Below are 14,099 nucleotides of genomic sequence, written 5' to 3'. Positions count from 1 at the left end.
ACGTTTACCATTTACTTCGTTTCTTGATTTTGCGTTTCAATTCCTTCATTATTTTCCACTTATTCGTAGTTTCCCTGTACCAAATAAAAACTTAAATTACGTTTGATTTTTAGTTTTTGGAAGTCCATACTTTGCAATTATTTCTTGTGTTTTAGCCAATTTTTCAGGGAATAAATTTTTATCTTTGAAACGTTCCAACTTTTTATCAATAGTGATTGGTGGTAATTTTATATTTTTTGATTTTTCTGTCTTCATAATTTTAAATGTTTTCTTTTTTAGTTACAAAAAATGCTTCATAGTTTTTGCCTGTTATAAATCTTTCCCATTCTCCTAATTCAGTCAAGCCAAAAACAGCAAAATATAGTTTTATTTCTTTTAGATGTTTCGAAATACCCATTCTATACAATCTCGTTCTAACCTCTGTACTTCCTATTGCCACTATTACTGCATTAGGGTATTTTTGAGTGAAAGCAAAAATTGTAGATACTACTGTAGATAAAACTTTCTCACTATCTCCATTATTAGTAACGGATAAATCATCTATTTCGTTTGTTTTTTCATTCAAATCCCCAAAACCAAGGTTATAAACATTTTCTGTTCCTGAAAAAGAATATTTAACTACTTTTTTGACTTACCCTTTCAAACCTACGCTTACAAATTCAAAAATAGTAAAATCATCTTCTGCTGTATATAGATATTTGGGTTTATTCATTTGTTTAGTTTCATTGTAAATCGATTTTAACATGCAGATTTTGCGACTAAAATACTAAATTGAAATAGTAGAAGATAATCAAGTTACTGGTTATATCCTTATTGCTTACCAACTATTTTTGAGGTTTTTTGTCAAAGGAAATCACTTTAATTTTATATTTTTGGTCAATAGTAAGTGTCATTTTTGACGAGGAAGCTTCAACTACTTTTACCATTTACTTCGTTTCTTGACTTTGAGTTTCAATTCCTTCATTATTCTCAATCTGACTTTGAGGAGTAATCAATTTTTGATTAGGTTTCAAAAACTCTTCATACAAATTTGCTTGACTAACAGATTCAGGTGTAATCAAGAAAAACTCATCGTGTTGATTAAAAACAGACTCATCTTCTGAACGCTCGTACTTGTAGTAATTACTGTCTTCATGCAAAATGTAGCTATTCATTGTATCTTTCAGATTGTAAGAAAGTAGATTAATAGCTTGTTGAATGGCATTTGGATTTAATAATAAAAACAGAGACTCAATTCTTCTATCAAAACTACGCACCATAGCATCAGCACTACCACTATAGATTTTAGGGTCTCCATTATTATGGAAATAGAAAATACGTGAATGCTCTAAAAAGTCGCCTACAATCGAACGAACATTAATGTTTTCGCTTAATCCTGTTCGTTTTGGTCTCAAACAACATATTCCTCTTACAATTAGCTCAACAGGAACACCTGCTTGTGAAGCCTCATAAAGTGCATCAATAAATGCTCGGTCTTGTAATGAATTGATTTTAATACAAATTCCTGCTGGAAGCCCATCTAAAGCATTTCTAGTCTCATTCTGAATGAGTGCAATAAGTTGATGACGCATAAAGTTAGGCGCAGTCAGAAGTTGTTCGTAACGGTCTGGGTCAGAGTGTCCTGTAATAGCATTGAAAAACTCTGACACGTCTCTTGCATAGATTTCATTGGTTGTCAAAAGTCCAATATCTGTGTAAAGTTTGGCAGTAGATTCGTTGTAGTTTCCACTAGACATATGCACATAACGCACTACATTTTGTCCTTCTTTTCTGACAACTAACATAATTTTTGTATGTGTTTTGAGCTGTGTAACTCCATAAATCACAAAACAACCTGCTTGCTGTAATTTCTTCGCTTCTCTAATATTATTTTCTTCATCAAAACGAGCTGTAACTTCAAAAAGCACAGAAACGTGCTTTCCATTTTCAGCAGCACGTAAAAGAGCGGATGTAATTCTTGAATCTTTTGCTAGTCTATAAATTGTCGTTTTGATTGCCAACACATTTGGATCTTCAGCAGCTTCTTCTATCATTTCCAAAACAGGTTCCATACTGTTGTAAGGGTGATGAAGAACAATATCCTCTTTCTTTATTCTATCAAAAATGCTGTCATCATGTCGTTTTTTCTGTGTATTTTCTTCTTGACGTAAAAATGCCAATGGCTTGACAGGTTCGTGAGGTAAAGGCAGGAATTCTGATAAATCTTTATGTCCTACAATTTGCCAAAGGCAAGTAAGGTCAATTAATTTTTCTACTTCAAAAACATTATCTTCTTCAATATCCCAACGAGATTTCAAAAGACTAAGCATCCACGTTGAATAATTTTTTTCTATTTCTAAACGAACTACTCGTCCTGTTTTTCTTGTTTTGAGTTTTTGTTTTACTTCCTGTACAAAATCTACTTCCATATCATCACTTTCATCAAGCGTAAAATCGCCATTTCTAGTAATGCGAAGTAAACTTACTCCCAAAATATCTACATTTCTAAAAAATTTATAGACATATTTTCTGATAATTTCCTCAATTGGTAAAAAGATAACTGTTTCGCCTCGGTGCATTTCGAAAAAACGAGGAAGATTTTGAGGAATTTGAATAAATGATACTTTTCTGCTTGCTTTGCTTGCTCCTTTAATATTGGTAACGACACCAAAGACCAATAATTTATTCATCAGAATTGGAAAAGTATGGTAGTTGTCATACACCATTGGCGTAAGCATTGGAAAAATAGTATGCTGAAAATAAGCAGCTACTGCTTCCTCTTCTTCTTGCAAAATCTCTTCTCCATCAATAATTCTAAAATTATTCTCACCACATTTTGGAAGTAAATCGTGTAAATATTGATATTGTTTTTGGACAAATTCCTGACTTTCGTGTAGTAATTTTTGACGAAATGGAAGTTCACGTAATCCAGAATAATCAAGGCGTTGTTTGTTATAATCCATGTAATTATACAAACTACCTACCCGAATCATAAAAAATTCATCTAGGTTAGAAGCTGTAATCGCCAAAAATTTGAATTTCTCCAAAATTGTACGACGCTGTGCCGTTACTTGGTCTAAAACTCTATAATTAAATTGTACCCAACTCAAATCACGACTTAGGTACTGACTTTGTTCGATTACTTCTTCTATTTTTTCTGGCGAAATCATATTTATTATCTTCTTAGATTATTCTTCAATCGGGATTGGAATGGCTTTTTTACACTAAAAACGCATCTTTTTGTAAAGATTAGCTAGAGCAGTTACAAATTACAAAAAAAACTGTGTATCAATCAAGTTGTTTTAGTTTTTTGATAAAACTAGAGTCGAAACAAAATGCAAAACTACGATTTCTATATTTGTCCGTTTATTACGAAAATGTTACGATTTGATAAACCTTATCTAAAAAGAACCAATACAGCTTTGTGGTCAGAACCTTCAATTGGAAGTGTTTGTCTGTGCAAAATCTCAATATCCTCAGAATGCCAAACGTGATCCAATTGAGTTTGCATCAAAAAAGGAAAAGAACTATTCCAAGTGGGCTGAAAACCAAAGTTTTGTTGGGAATCTTTCAGACCTGATTGTTTTAGAAATTTCTTATAGTCAGCAGAGAAGGGAGAGCAATTAAAATCCCCTACTAAAAGAGTTTTTGAAGTATTTGTTTTGCTTATAACTTCTACTTTTTTCTCTAAGTATTTATTCCTTTTTATGTATGTATCTCTATTTATTGGTGGAATTGGGTGTAAAAGCATTATGTTTATTGCTTTACCTTTTACAAAAATTGCAGGCTCTCTCAACTCTACACCATTTATTTTCCTAATATCAAGATTTACATCAGAACTCCACTTTTTGAGTCCTTCATTTAGTTCTTTGTTGATTTGATTTAAGTATTTATCTCCTAAAACAATATGAGAATCTGTAAAATCAGTTTTTGAGTAAATTCCCATTCCAAAATTATCTTCTCTTACCTCTGTAAATTTATAAGGGTAATTTTTATTCAATTCTTTTAATTCATTTTTCCATTTTTTATTTAATTCCAAAATAACGACAAAATCAGCATCTGCATTTCTGATTAATTCTCGTGCTTTTTCATAATTTGTATTCGAACTAAGTACATTCATCAAAAGCAAACTTTTTACAGTTGTATCTTTTTGTACGTTTTCATTTGGACTTGAATGGGAAAAAGTCTCTAAAGTAGGACTTCCAAAAAACAAATATTGGTAAGTTTCAGAATTTGTCCAAAATGAATATGAACTAGTAACATTGATAAGCAATGAAAAAAACACACTCATCACAATTTTGAAATGAATCTTTTTTTGACTGAAAAAAATAATATAAATAATGAACAGAATAACACTAAAAAATGCCCAAAACATTCTGAAATGAGAAAATAAATCTCCTATCCAAATAGGCAAAAGACTTATAAAACTAGCCACAAAAAATAGATAGGCAATAGCAGGCAAAATTACTTTTTTGAACATTTCAGATTATTTTTTTAACATTGTAACACAACTATACTTTATCAAATGAAATCAAATATACCAAATAAAAACGCTGTTTTTCCTTTAGAGGGCTACGAAAGACTTTGCTTTTTAAAGAATATCATCAAAAATCCAAATATAATTGTGGGTGATTATACCTATTATGATGATTTTGAAGATGTTAATAATTTTGAGAAAAATGTAAAATACTTATTTGATTTTAGTGGTGACAAACTCATCATTGGAAAGTTTTGTATGATTGCTTCAGATGCAAAATTTATTATGAATGGTGCAAATCATCTCACAAAAGCAGTTACTTCTTATCCTTTTGCTATTTTTGGAAAAGATTGGACAGGTGCAATGGAAGGAAAAAAATATCCTTACAAAGGAGATTTAGAAATTCAGAATGATGTTTGGATTGGTTACAATGTAACTATTATGGCAGGAGTAAAAGTAGGCAATGGAGCAATTATAGCAGCTAATTCAACTGTAACTAGCGATGTAGAACCCTATAGTATTGTTGGAGAAAACCCTGCAAAAGTAATTCGAAAACGATTTTCAGATGCTCAAATTGAGGCATTATTAAAGATACAGTGGTGGAATTGGGAGATTGAAAAAATTACTCAAAATGTAGAATTATTGACTGATGAGAATGTGGATAAATTTATCGCTCTTCATTCTTAAATAGATGTCGTTGTGATTATTTTAGCGAAGCGATACCAACAACCTCGCAATCTATCTTTCATTCAATCGCTTTTCAATTTGTTCTAGTGTTTTTTTATCAGATTTTTGTCCTGTTTTAGCTATAATTTCTTTATATTTTTTATAGGCATTTTGGCTGTCTTGTAAGCGTTCCAAGTTGTAATAGGCATTTCCAAGTTGAAGATAAGCGAGAGCAGAAGTAGGTGTGATTTGAGTCAATTTCTTATTTATTTCTACAGCATCAAGATATTTTTTGGATTGAAGAAGAAGGCTTCCATATTTTTCTAAAATTTGAATGTATTCCTTTTGAGAAAGCTCAAAGTTATTACTTTTAAAAAGCTCTTGTAATTGCTGTGGAGTTTCAATATTTAATAAAAATTCTGTTCCCCAAAACTCAAAAATACTTTCCAAAACAAGCGTTGCAGAATCATATTTTTGTTGTTTTTCTAGTCTTTGCAAAACCAAATAGGTTTTTTTGAGTAGATGAATAGTTTCAGTTTCTACCTGCATATAATTATGAGGATAGGCAACTTGTTCGTAAAAATTTACAGCTTCGATAATATTACCTTTTTCTACTGCTTTTTGGGCTTTTGAAATAGATTCGACTGAGAAATCAGTGGCTGTTTGGTCTTCAAAATTGAGCATATTTTTAGCTAAATCAAAATTAAAGATTCCACAAATAACAGTTGCTTTATAACTCTGTTCTGAACAAATAAAAATCTTTCCGTCTCTGTAATACGACTCTGTTTTTTTGTAGGGATTAAATAAAAAATCAGTTGGAAGTTTTGCTAATTTTTTAAGATTACCTTCATTACTAAGTCCATATAAATATTGTTCTTCATTTTCTGAAGCAGCTCCTATATACAGATTTTTTGTGTTATTGGGCAATAATTTTTGAGGAAAAGAATCAACTTTCATATATAAATAAGTACTCAAATCTTTTGGTAAATCTTTTTTGAAACTTTCCAAACCTCTATTTCCTTCTTGATTTGGCTTATTTTTTTGAAGGCTTTTTGCTTCTTCTATCATTTCACTCATTGACTCAGAAAGCTCTTGAGCTTGTGCTTCACTTACCTGTAAATTACTAAGAATGGTTTCAACAGAATCGTTATAAGCAGCAAATGAAACACTATCAATCTCTTTTGTAGTATAATTATTAGATTTGGATGGTGTTAAAAGTGTATCAGAAGGCATTGTGGCATTCATGTCTTCTGCATATTTTGTTTCCTCTGTATTACACGCTATACAAGAAATGACTAGCAAAATTGCAGGTATGGTTTTACAAAAAAGAAATTTCATTGTATCAATCATTGTAGTACTAATTATGCTATTTGTCAAAATCTAGTGGGTTAGAAAAATTTCTTCTGTATTTTTTTAGAGTGTTTGTAGTTGATTTATAACTTTTATTATACAATTTTCGAGCAATTTTATGTAACGAATCATTTTTATAGCTTTAAATCTCTCCAAATTCTATTAGCAAGCATTTTTTTACGATGAAATAATTTAATAATAAAGTGTTTTTATTCAATTAGATTCAATTTCAGAAATTTCTTTTTCTATGTCTTTACGTTGCCAAGGGAAACGACCTTCTAGTTCTACTTGCAAAGAAAGGCTTAAAAAAGTACGAATCAAAACAATTAATCCTAAAGTAAGAACTTGATTTAGAGTAGGTTCGGTTACGATAGTAGAAATAATATCAGCAGCCACCAAAATTTCTAAACCTAATAAAATAGCCTTTCCAATTTTTTGTCTGACAAGCGTATATTTATCTTGATTGGTTTTGGTCAGAGCAAGAAAAAAGGCATAAAAAATTCCTAAAATAATCGTCAAAATCCCCAAAACCTCAATAGAAATGGCTACGTAATGAATATAATGTCTAATTAATTCCATAAAATAGAGTTTAAAAAATAAATGTATTTGGAATTAACATTGAAGATAAGTTTTAGTTTTTAAAGAATTATCTACTTTTGCTAATCAAAATATATCTTGTATTCATTAATCACTAAAAATTAACCACTAATCACTACCAAAATGATAGAAATGTACACCGACGGAGCAGCACAAGGAAACCCAGGGCGAGGAGGATATGGAACAGTTTTGATGGCTAAATCGCTAGGATTACGAAAAGAATTTTCAGCAGGTTTTCGCTGTACAACCAACAATAGAATGGAACTTTTGGCTGTCATTATCGGATTAGAAGCACTCAAAAAACCAAATATGAAAGTAAAAGTTTATTCTGATTCGAAATATGTAGTGGATGCAGTAGAAAAAAAATGGGTATTGGGGTGGGAGAAAAAAAACTTTATTAATAAAGGAGAACCACGCCTAAATGCAGACCTTTGGAAACGTTTTTTAGAGATTTATAGAAAACATCAAGTAACTTTTCAATGGGTAAAAGGACACGCAGGAATTCCAGAAAATGAGCGTTGTGATGAATTAGCTGTGGCTGCTGCTTCAAACTCAAATCTTCCTGCTGATGAATATTATGAAAAACATCAAATGAAGTAAAAGGCGTTTTTATTAGTGTCGATTCACTAAAACACCAATAGGTTAAAATAAAACTGATTTTCAAACTTTTTATACCTACAAATAGATTAATAAAAAACTTTCACTATTTATTACTTTTATAATGAATGAAAAAGAAGCACGCAAAAAATACTTTGAAGCGATAGGAAATGAACGCAAAATTGAAAGACTTTTAAAACAGTTGCAAGAAATAGAAAATCCATCTGCACTTTTATTGGCTTATTGTGCTGCTTGTGAGTCTATGATGGCTCAATTTTCTTGGAATCCTTATACAAAGTTAGCACAAGTTAATAAGAGTTTTGACTTGTTTAAAGAAGCTATAAAAGAGGATTCTCAAAATACAGAAATTCGTTTTTTACGTTTTTCTGTGCAGCATAATGTACCCGATTTTTTGAGGAAAAATAGAGAGTTTGAAGAAGATAAAACTGTTTTAGTAGAAAATTTTGATAAAGCTGATTTTGATACAGAATTTCGTACTTTTCTTATTGGTTATTTGAAGGATTCGGGGCGTTTTGAGAAAAGTGAATTGGAGGTTTTGGGATAATTTTTATTTCAAATTAAAAGACAAAATTTGAATAAATTTTCTAGCTTCTGGAATATGTTTATAAATCATTTCTATATTTTGAGGAATGATATAGTCTTCTAAAGTCATTGCTATATATCCATTTTTATAAGCTGTTGGAATAGTATCTACTCCCCAAACTTCTTGTTTTAGCTCTGGTTTTGCTTTTAGGTTTCTATATTTTTCATCGTAATTTGGCATTGCTGCACGAACTAAAATTTCGATGCAAGGAAATGGAATAATAGGCAAAACTAAAGGAATTTGTTCATAAGAATAGCCAGCTAAAACTAGCTTGTCATAAAAATGCTCAATAGCTTTCCACAAAACAGGATGAATAAAATATAACCATTCTTCAAAGTATGCCGTATTTTTTCCCATTATCATTTCCGAATCAGCATTAAAAATAATAATGTCTTGGTTATTGATAGGTGTTTCTTTTTCTTGTGTGAGTTTGTAAAATGAGGTTACTAAAAATTCAATTATATTTTTGATAAATTCTTTTGTGTGAAAGTCATGTAAACCATATCCTTTTTGTTTTTTTCTACAATCATCAAAGTAAGATTGCATAGCGTCAAAAGTTTTTATTTTATCAAACCTATAAAATTCTTCATCAGAAATATTTTTTTGACTGTGCTTTTCAAAGATGGCTTGTACAAGTTTTTTGAGTACATCAAAATCACTATCTCCATCACTAATTATTCCTATCATTTTGGGTAAATTTATTTTCCTATAAAAGTTTAGTTTATAATTCTCCCAAAATTCCGTCATAAAAAAGCTCGGTAAGGGCATATTTACGAATGTGTAAAACTCCATCCACTTCCTCAACCGTTTCTTCTTTTAATCCTCCCAAACGATTTATCATTTTTAAGGCTTCATTCAGATTGGTAACTTCACTTACATAACCCTTTTTTCTTTTTAAATGAACTGTATAAACAGAATTCAAATTATCTGAAAACTCACGAATCACGGAAGGACTATGAGAAGTAAGGATAAACTGTGTATTTTTTCCATTATCAGAAACATGTTTAAGCCAACCTAAAAACTCTTGAATTTTACTTTGATTAATTCCATTTTCAATTTCTTCTAACATTATTACAGCAGGTTTTTTTTCTAATGAACAAAGTAATGATATAGCAGTAGCTTTCAATAATCCATCTGAAATATCATCGGCATTAAAACTTACTAATCTATGGTTTCCTAAATCAAACTGCCAAACTAACTCACTATCTTGTATTTCTAAACTTATCAAACTAGGCTCAAAACTCCTCAAATAAGACATAAATTTGTTATAAGAGTTTTTTTCATTGTCTTTAATGTGAACAAATATAGATACAAACAATTCATCAAAATTAGCAATATCTATTCTATTAGCTTCATTAAATGTTAAAGAAATATTTTTATCTAATTCGCTATAATCTCTAAGTAATTGAGGATAAAAATTAAAGTAGTAAATATTCGCAATAGATTTAATTTGACTATAAACTTTATGCTTAAAGCTAAAAGTATTATTAATTTTTAAATAATCTTCTCCTATTAATTCATGTAGTTTTAAAGAGTATATATCACAATCTTTATTCTCAAAATTTAATGTTTCATTATCTAAAATTAAAGTAAGTTTTTCGGATAGTTTCACTGTTTGATCAAAAGGAGGTTCATATATGCTTAATTTATAACTAAAAAATATATTTTTATTTTCATGCTTTATTAGTGAACTACATTCTAAAATAATATCTTCATTATGTAAACTATGCCTATAACTTAGCAAATCTTCATAAAAAATATCATCATTTCTTTCATAGAAATTACCTCTAACAATCTCCGAAAAAAAACTAATTGCTTTCAAAAGATTGGTTTTTCCAGAGTTATTCGAACCGATCAATAAAGTAAGGTCTTTTAGTTCTATTTCTGTATCTAAATGAGTCTTGAAATTTCGTACTCTAAATTTGGTAAACATATTTTTCTATTTAATAATCCTAGAAATAGCTTTAAATTCTTCCGTTCCTGCCAACTCACAAAGCTCAAAAAGTACAGATTCTACACTTGTAAAAGCTACTTTATTTTGTAATCTCAACACCGAAATACTTTTATTTTCTTCACTTCTAGAACCCACTGCATCTAGAACCAAAGCAACATCAAATCCTTCTGCACACAAGTCTAAAGCTGTTTGAAGAACACAAATATGCGCTTCTATTCCTGCTAAAATGATTGTTCTTTTTCCACTTTGTTCGATGGCTGCTGCAAGTTCTGGATTTCGCATACAACTAAAAGTCATTTTTTCGAAAGTAGGAACATCATTTAAGTTCTTAGAAACAGATTCGATGGTTTTTCCTAATCCTTTTGTGTATTGTTCTGTAACAATAATTGGAATATCTAAAACCTGCATTCCTTCAACAAGTTGATTGAGTTTTTTTTCTAATTCAAAATGCTTGTCTATATGAGGAAATAATTTTTCTTGTACATCAATGAAAAGTAAAAGGCTATCGTCTTTTTTGATTTGCATGTTTTTTTAATTTTCAATTACGAATTACGAATGATATTTCTTATTCGTAATTCGTAATTTTAATAATTCGTAATTGATTTAATTAACTACTTTTTGCGCTACGAGTCATTTGTTCTACCATATCCCACATTTCTTGAGGAACGTGTTCTAACATAGAAAACTGTCCCGAACCTTGTGCTACTTCGCCTCCATCAATCGTAATAATCTGACCATTGATATAAGATGAATAATCAGAGATAAGATAAGCTGCAAGGTTAGCCAATTCTTGATGGTCACCTACTCGTTTGGCAGGAACACGCTTTTTAATATCAAATTTGTCTTGTAAATTTTTTGGCATCAAGCGTTCCCAAGCTCCTTTTGTAGGAAATGCCCCTGGAGCAATACCATTGAAACGAATGCCATATTTTGCCCATTCTACAGCCAAAGACTTAGTAAGAGCCACTACACCAGCTTTAGAAGTAGCCGAAGGAACAACATAACCTGAACCTGTCTCAGCATACGTAGTTACGATACTCAAAACTGTCTTAGGGTTAGCATAATTATCAGCCTTTCCTGATTCAATCCAGTATTTTCCGAAAGCAAGGGTACAATAATATGTTCCTTTCAAAACAATATCAACAATTGTATCATAAGCACGATGCGATAATCTTTCTGTTGGACTGATAAAATTTCCTGCTGCATTATTGAGAAGACCATCAACACTTCCAAATCTTTCAACAGAATCTTTAAGCATTTTTTCGATTTGGTCGTAATCACGTACATCACACGCTAAAGGAAGTACAGTTCCACCTGTTTCTTCTTCCATTTCCTTAGCTGTTGCTTCCAAAACATCTAATTTACGGCTTGTAATGACAAGGTTAGCTCCTAATTTTAAAAAATATGTTCCCATCGAACGACCTAAACCTGTTCCACCACCTGTAATAACAATAGTTTTTCCTTTGAGTGCATCTTCACGCATCATAGGATGTGCGTAGGTTGGTTTTTCGTTTTCCATAGCTATATTAAGTTAAGTATATAAATTATTTTTTTGTTTTATAGTTATATTATTGGTTAATTTTTGTGTAAGATAATAGATTTTGTAAGTAGAAGCAATTTTTTATTTGATTTCTCAAATCTTACGATACCCCACCAAATAATCTGTTCTGCTACTCATCGGACGGTAATAAATCAAAACATCATACGCATTTTCAGTTTGTCTATAATTGTTTTCTAAAGGTGAATAATCTATTTCTTTTTTGTCATTTACAGTTGTGTAGAAATAATTATAAATTCCTTGTTTCAATAAAACTTCTGCTGTATAATATCCACCTTTATTCACGTAATTCATCTTGAAGAGTGGATTTATTCTCCAATCTGTCAAGCCTCCAATTATATACACATTGTTATCTAATTTTTGAGATTTCAATACAAAATTTACATACGCATAATCAGCTTCTGTTTCAGATTGCTCTGCTCTTTGGCTGTTTTCTATATAAAATTGTCCATTGAAATCTTCTAAGCGAGTTCCATAAGCTAGATTTGCTCTTGATTTTTCTTTTTGAAGGAAAACGTGGTCGCTATTTTTTTGATAACGCACACTATCTACTCCCCAACCAAATTTTCTTTGTGTTCGAATATCAAATAATCTAAATTCATTACTCCCCAAAAAACGCTGAGATTCGGTTAGAGAACTAAACTCTAATGTTTTTTGAAAGTCTTTTACAAAAGTAGGTTTCAAGTCATAAATCGCATTTCCCCAACGATAATTTTGCCTTACAACTACTTCAAATTGTGTATTTGGGTTTACTACACCTTTCACACCTGTATAATTTACTGAAAGTTTGAACTGTTGATAGATAAGAGAATTTTCTCCACCCACAGATGGAATTTGCTCAAAACCAATACTTGTTTTTTCCTCAAAAACCATAAATCGTTTTGTCAGAATTAGGTTTTCTTCATCTTGATAAAATACTTTTACTACATAATTCCCTGAAATTTTTACTTTTGGGATTTGAAATTTATAATGCACAAAAGGCACTTTCGTATTGATAGAAAAATCATAATCACGTATTAAAAAATCATTATAGACATTCAAATATTCCATAGCTGGAAGACTGCTTTCAGTCCAATCCGATTCACAACGAATAATTTGAGCTTTATATACTCGTGCATCACTTGCCAACTCATCAAAAGTGAGAAGTAACGGAGTTTGCTGTGAAAGTGGTATAATTGGCTGCTCTAATTGAGCAGCCTGTGAAGGTTGTTGATTTGGATAAAGCCGAACCGTTTTGATATATGGATCATAGATAAAATCTTCCGTTTTGAAAGACATATCATCATAATAGGTTTCTGTATTTTGAGCAAAAACTGTATTTGAAATACAAATAATTGCTAATAAAACTGTAAATAGTGTGAGTTTAAATTTCATTTTGTGTAAAATATGTATGACAGACTTCCCAGTCTGTTGGTGTAATATATTTTTAACAGACTAGGAAGTCTGTTATACATTTTATTGATATTCTTCAAAGTATTTTTCTGCTTCTTCAAATGACATTTTTTGACTTTTGATTTTTACTTCTTTGCCATTTTTGATTGTGAATTCTTCTACAAAGTCATCTTCTGTTTCTGTTCCATAAGTTCGTTGTAATCTCCTTATTTCAACTAAATTATCCCCTTTCCATTTATTTATAGTTTTTGCATAAATTCCATAAGCACCTCCGTGAGTAAATGAAGTTACAGTTTTATTGCCATTATTAACCAATAGTTTTTCTTCTCTTGTCGAAAAAGCTGTTGTATTTTTATTCAAATCTTGTTTAATAAAAATATGGTAAGTTGCAATATCTCTACTAGCCATATAAAAAGGACGTGAAATAATCAAATCTAATTTACCATCAAAATCCATATCTCGTCTATAAATTTCTGCACCAAACCAACTTCTAGAGCTTGTAACTATTGTAGTAGAGAGTTCTAATTTATTATCCTTTTTTACATAAATGTATGTTGGACATTCCCAAAAATCTATCGAATCCATTAAATCTAAATGCTTACTATCTAAAATTACAAATTCTGGAAATTCAGCTTGTGCTTGTACAAACATAGCATTTGTAAAATAATTTTCTACAACTGTATCTTTTTCAAATGCTGTAACATTCAAAAAATCTAACATTGAATCTAAGGACAAACAAAAAATAGAATCAAGTTGCACATCATTATAATTACCAAAATTGAAAGAGTTATTGGTTGTAATAATATGTTCTTTTGGTTTTATCTGTCCTTCTATAAAATAAGGCTTTTCATTATCAACAACAGGTTTTTGATTACAAGAAAAGAGAAATAAAAATAATAGAATTGATAAAATATAAAATTTCATT

General features: G+C 30.4%; 15 protein-coding genes. 3 read left to right on the top strand and 12 right to left on the bottom strand.

What is annotated here, in order from left to right:
- Nucleotides 1–96 precede the first annotated feature (96 nt).
- The 4 genes from V9L04_RS07390 to V9L04_RS07375 form a co-directional block, all read right to left on the bottom strand.
- Nucleotides 97–255, bottom strand: coding sequence for a hypothetical protein (locus V9L04_RS07390; RefSeq protein WP_338793450.1), 159 nt, complete (start codon nucleotides 253–255; stop codon nucleotides 97–99).
- 4 nt (nucleotides 256–259) lie between these two features.
- On the bottom strand, nucleotides 260–565 hold the full coding sequence (locus V9L04_RS07385; protein WP_338793449.1) for a hypothetical protein: 306 nt from the start codon (nucleotides 563–565) through the stop codon (nucleotides 260–262).
- A gap of 361 nt (nucleotides 566–926) precedes the next feature.
- Nucleotides 927–3,149: a polyphosphate kinase 1 gene (gene ppk1, locus V9L04_RS07380; protein ID WP_338793448.1), complete on the bottom strand. Its 2,223-nt coding sequence runs from the start codon at nucleotides 3,147–3,149 to the stop codon at nucleotides 927–929.
- Between the two features lie 227 nt (nucleotides 3,150–3,376).
- Nucleotides 3,377–4,459 carry an endonuclease/exonuclease/phosphatase family protein gene (locus V9L04_RS07375; protein ID WP_338793447.1) on the bottom strand — a complete coding sequence of 361 codons (1,083 nt, stop codon included), beginning with the start codon at nucleotides 4,457–4,459 and terminating at the stop codon, nucleotides 3,377–3,379.
- A 45-nt stretch (nucleotides 4,460–4,504) separates the two neighbouring features.
- Between V9L04_RS07375 and V9L04_RS07370 the strand changes: the two genes are divergently transcribed.
- Nucleotides 4,505–5,143 carry a CatB-related O-acetyltransferase gene (locus V9L04_RS07370; RefSeq protein ID WP_338793446.1) on the top strand — a complete coding sequence of 213 codons (639 nt, stop codon included), beginning with the start codon at nucleotides 4,505–4,507 and terminating at the stop codon, nucleotides 5,141–5,143.
- 51 nt (nucleotides 5,144–5,194) lie between these two features.
- Here the strand turns inward: V9L04_RS07370 and V9L04_RS07365 are convergent, their stop codons facing one another.
- Both V9L04_RS07365 and V9L04_RS07360 read right to left on the bottom strand, forming a co-directional pair.
- Nucleotides 5,195–6,460, bottom strand: coding sequence for a hypothetical protein (locus V9L04_RS07365; RefSeq protein ID WP_338793445.1), 1,266 nt, complete (start codon nucleotides 6,458–6,460; stop codon nucleotides 5,195–5,197).
- A gap of 225 nt (nucleotides 6,461–6,685) precedes the next feature.
- Nucleotides 6,686–7,051 (bottom strand): DUF1622 domain-containing protein, encoded by a 366-nt coding sequence (locus V9L04_RS07360; RefSeq protein ID WP_338793444.1) that lies wholly within the window; start codon nucleotides 7,049–7,051, stop codon nucleotides 6,686–6,688.
- 141 nt (nucleotides 7,052–7,192) lie between these two features.
- Here V9L04_RS07360 and rnhA point away from each other — a divergent pair, with 141 nt between their 5' ends.
- A complete protein-coding gene (gene rnhA / locus V9L04_RS07355) occupies nucleotides 7,193–7,669 on the top strand; it encodes a ribonuclease HI (RefSeq protein ID WP_338793443.1) in 477 nt (158 codons plus the stop codon).
- A gap of 121 nt (nucleotides 7,670–7,790) precedes the next feature.
- Nucleotides 7,791–8,231, top strand: a complete 441-nt coding sequence (locus V9L04_RS07350) for a hypothetical protein (protein WP_338793442.1) — start codon at nucleotides 7,791–7,793, stop codon at nucleotides 8,229–8,231.
- Between the two features lie 3 nt (nucleotides 8,232–8,234).
- Here V9L04_RS07350 and V9L04_RS07345 read toward each other — a convergent pair whose 3' ends face one another.
- The 6 genes from V9L04_RS07345 to V9L04_RS07320 all read right to left on the bottom strand — a co-directional run bounded on the left by V9L04_RS07345 (nucleotide 8,235) and on the right by V9L04_RS07320 (nucleotide 14,098).
- Complete coding sequence (locus V9L04_RS07345; protein ID WP_338793441.1) at nucleotides 8,235–8,957, bottom strand: hypothetical protein; 723 nt, start codon at nucleotides 8,955–8,957, stop codon at nucleotides 8,235–8,237.
- A 34-nt stretch (nucleotides 8,958–8,991) separates the two neighbouring features.
- The gene (locus V9L04_RS07340) at nucleotides 8,992–10,203 is read right to left on the bottom strand and encodes an AAA family ATPase (protein ID WP_338793440.1); all 1,212 of its coding nucleotides are present in this window, start codon (nucleotides 10,201–10,203) and stop codon (nucleotides 8,992–8,994) included.
- A gap of 6 nt (nucleotides 10,204–10,209) precedes the next feature.
- Nucleotides 10,210–10,749, bottom strand: coding sequence for an isochorismatase family protein (locus V9L04_RS07335; protein WP_338793439.1), 540 nt, complete (start codon nucleotides 10,747–10,749; stop codon nucleotides 10,210–10,212).
- Nucleotides 10,750–10,831: 82 nt separating this feature from the next.
- The gene (locus V9L04_RS07330) at nucleotides 10,832–11,743 is read right to left on the bottom strand and encodes an SDR family oxidoreductase (protein ID WP_338793438.1); all 912 of its coding nucleotides are present in this window, start codon (nucleotides 11,741–11,743) and stop codon (nucleotides 10,832–10,834) included.
- A gap of 114 nt (nucleotides 11,744–11,857) precedes the next feature.
- Nucleotides 11,858–13,156, bottom strand: a complete 1,299-nt coding sequence (locus V9L04_RS07325) for a DUF5103 domain-containing protein (RefSeq protein WP_338793437.1) — start codon at nucleotides 13,154–13,156, stop codon at nucleotides 11,858–11,860.
- Nucleotides 13,157–13,237: 81 nt separating this feature from the next.
- The gene (locus V9L04_RS07320; RefSeq protein ID WP_338793436.1) at nucleotides 13,238–14,098 is read right to left on the bottom strand and encodes a hypothetical protein; all 861 of its coding nucleotides are present in this window, start codon (nucleotides 14,096–14,098) and stop codon (nucleotides 13,238–13,240) included.
- Between the last annotated feature and the right edge of the window lies 1 nt (nucleotide 14,099).

The organism is Bernardetia sp. MNP-M8, from assembly GCF_037126285.1.
Taxonomy (GTDB): Bacteria; Bacteroidota; Bacteroidia; order Cytophagales; family Bernardetiaceae; genus Bernardetia.
This window is presented reverse-complemented; position numbering and strand designations above follow the sequence as displayed.

Bases quoted from the DNA above. Each gene is read 5' to 3' on its own strand.
- V9L04_RS07390 (WP_338793450.1), bottom strand. From the start codon at position 255: ATGAAGACAGAAAAATCAAAAAATATAAAATTACCACCAATCACTATT.
- ppk1 (WP_338793448.1), bottom strand. From the start codon at position 3,149: ATGATTTCGCCAGAAAAAATAGAAGAAGTAATCGAACAAAGTCAGTAC.
- V9L04_RS07375 (WP_338793447.1), bottom strand. From the start codon at position 4,459: ATGTTCAAAAAAGTAATTTTGCCTGCTATTGCCTATCTATTTTTTGTG.
- V9L04_RS07370 (WP_338793446.1), top strand. From the start codon at position 4,505: ATGAAATCAAATATACCAAATAAAAACGCTGTTTTTCCTTTAGAGGGC.
- V9L04_RS07365 (WP_338793445.1), bottom strand. From the start codon at position 6,460: ATGAAATTTCTTTTTTGTAAAACCATACCTGCAATTTTGCTAGTCATT.
- V9L04_RS07360 (WP_338793444.1), bottom strand. From the start codon at position 7,051: ATGGAATTAATTAGACATTATATTCATTACGTAGCCATTTCTATTGAG.
- rnhA (WP_338793443.1), top strand. From the start codon at position 7,193: ATGATAGAAATGTACACCGACGGAGCAGCACAAGGAAACCCAGGGCGA.
- V9L04_RS07350 (WP_338793442.1), top strand. From the start codon at position 7,791: ATGAATGAAAAAGAAGCACGCAAAAAATACTTTGAAGCGATAGGAAAT.
- V9L04_RS07345 (WP_338793441.1), bottom strand. From the start codon at position 8,957: ATGATAGGAATAATTAGTGATGGAGATAGTGATTTTGATGTACTCAAA.
- V9L04_RS07340 (WP_338793440.1), bottom strand. From the start codon at position 10,203: ATGTTTACCAAATTTAGAGTACGAAATTTCAAGACTCATTTAGATACA.
- V9L04_RS07335 (WP_338793439.1), bottom strand. From the start codon at position 10,749: ATGCAAATCAAAAAAGACGATAGCCTTTTACTTTTCATTGATGTACAA.
- V9L04_RS07330 (WP_338793438.1), bottom strand. From the start codon at position 11,743: ATGGAAAACGAAAAACCAACCTACGCACATCCTATGATGCGTGAAGAT.
- V9L04_RS07325 (WP_338793437.1), bottom strand. From the start codon at position 13,156: ATGAAATTTAAACTCACACTATTTACAGTTTTATTAGCAATTATTTGT.
- V9L04_RS07320 (WP_338793436.1), bottom strand. From the start codon at position 14,098: ATGAAATTTTATATTTTATCAATTCTATTATTTTTATTTCTCTTTTCT.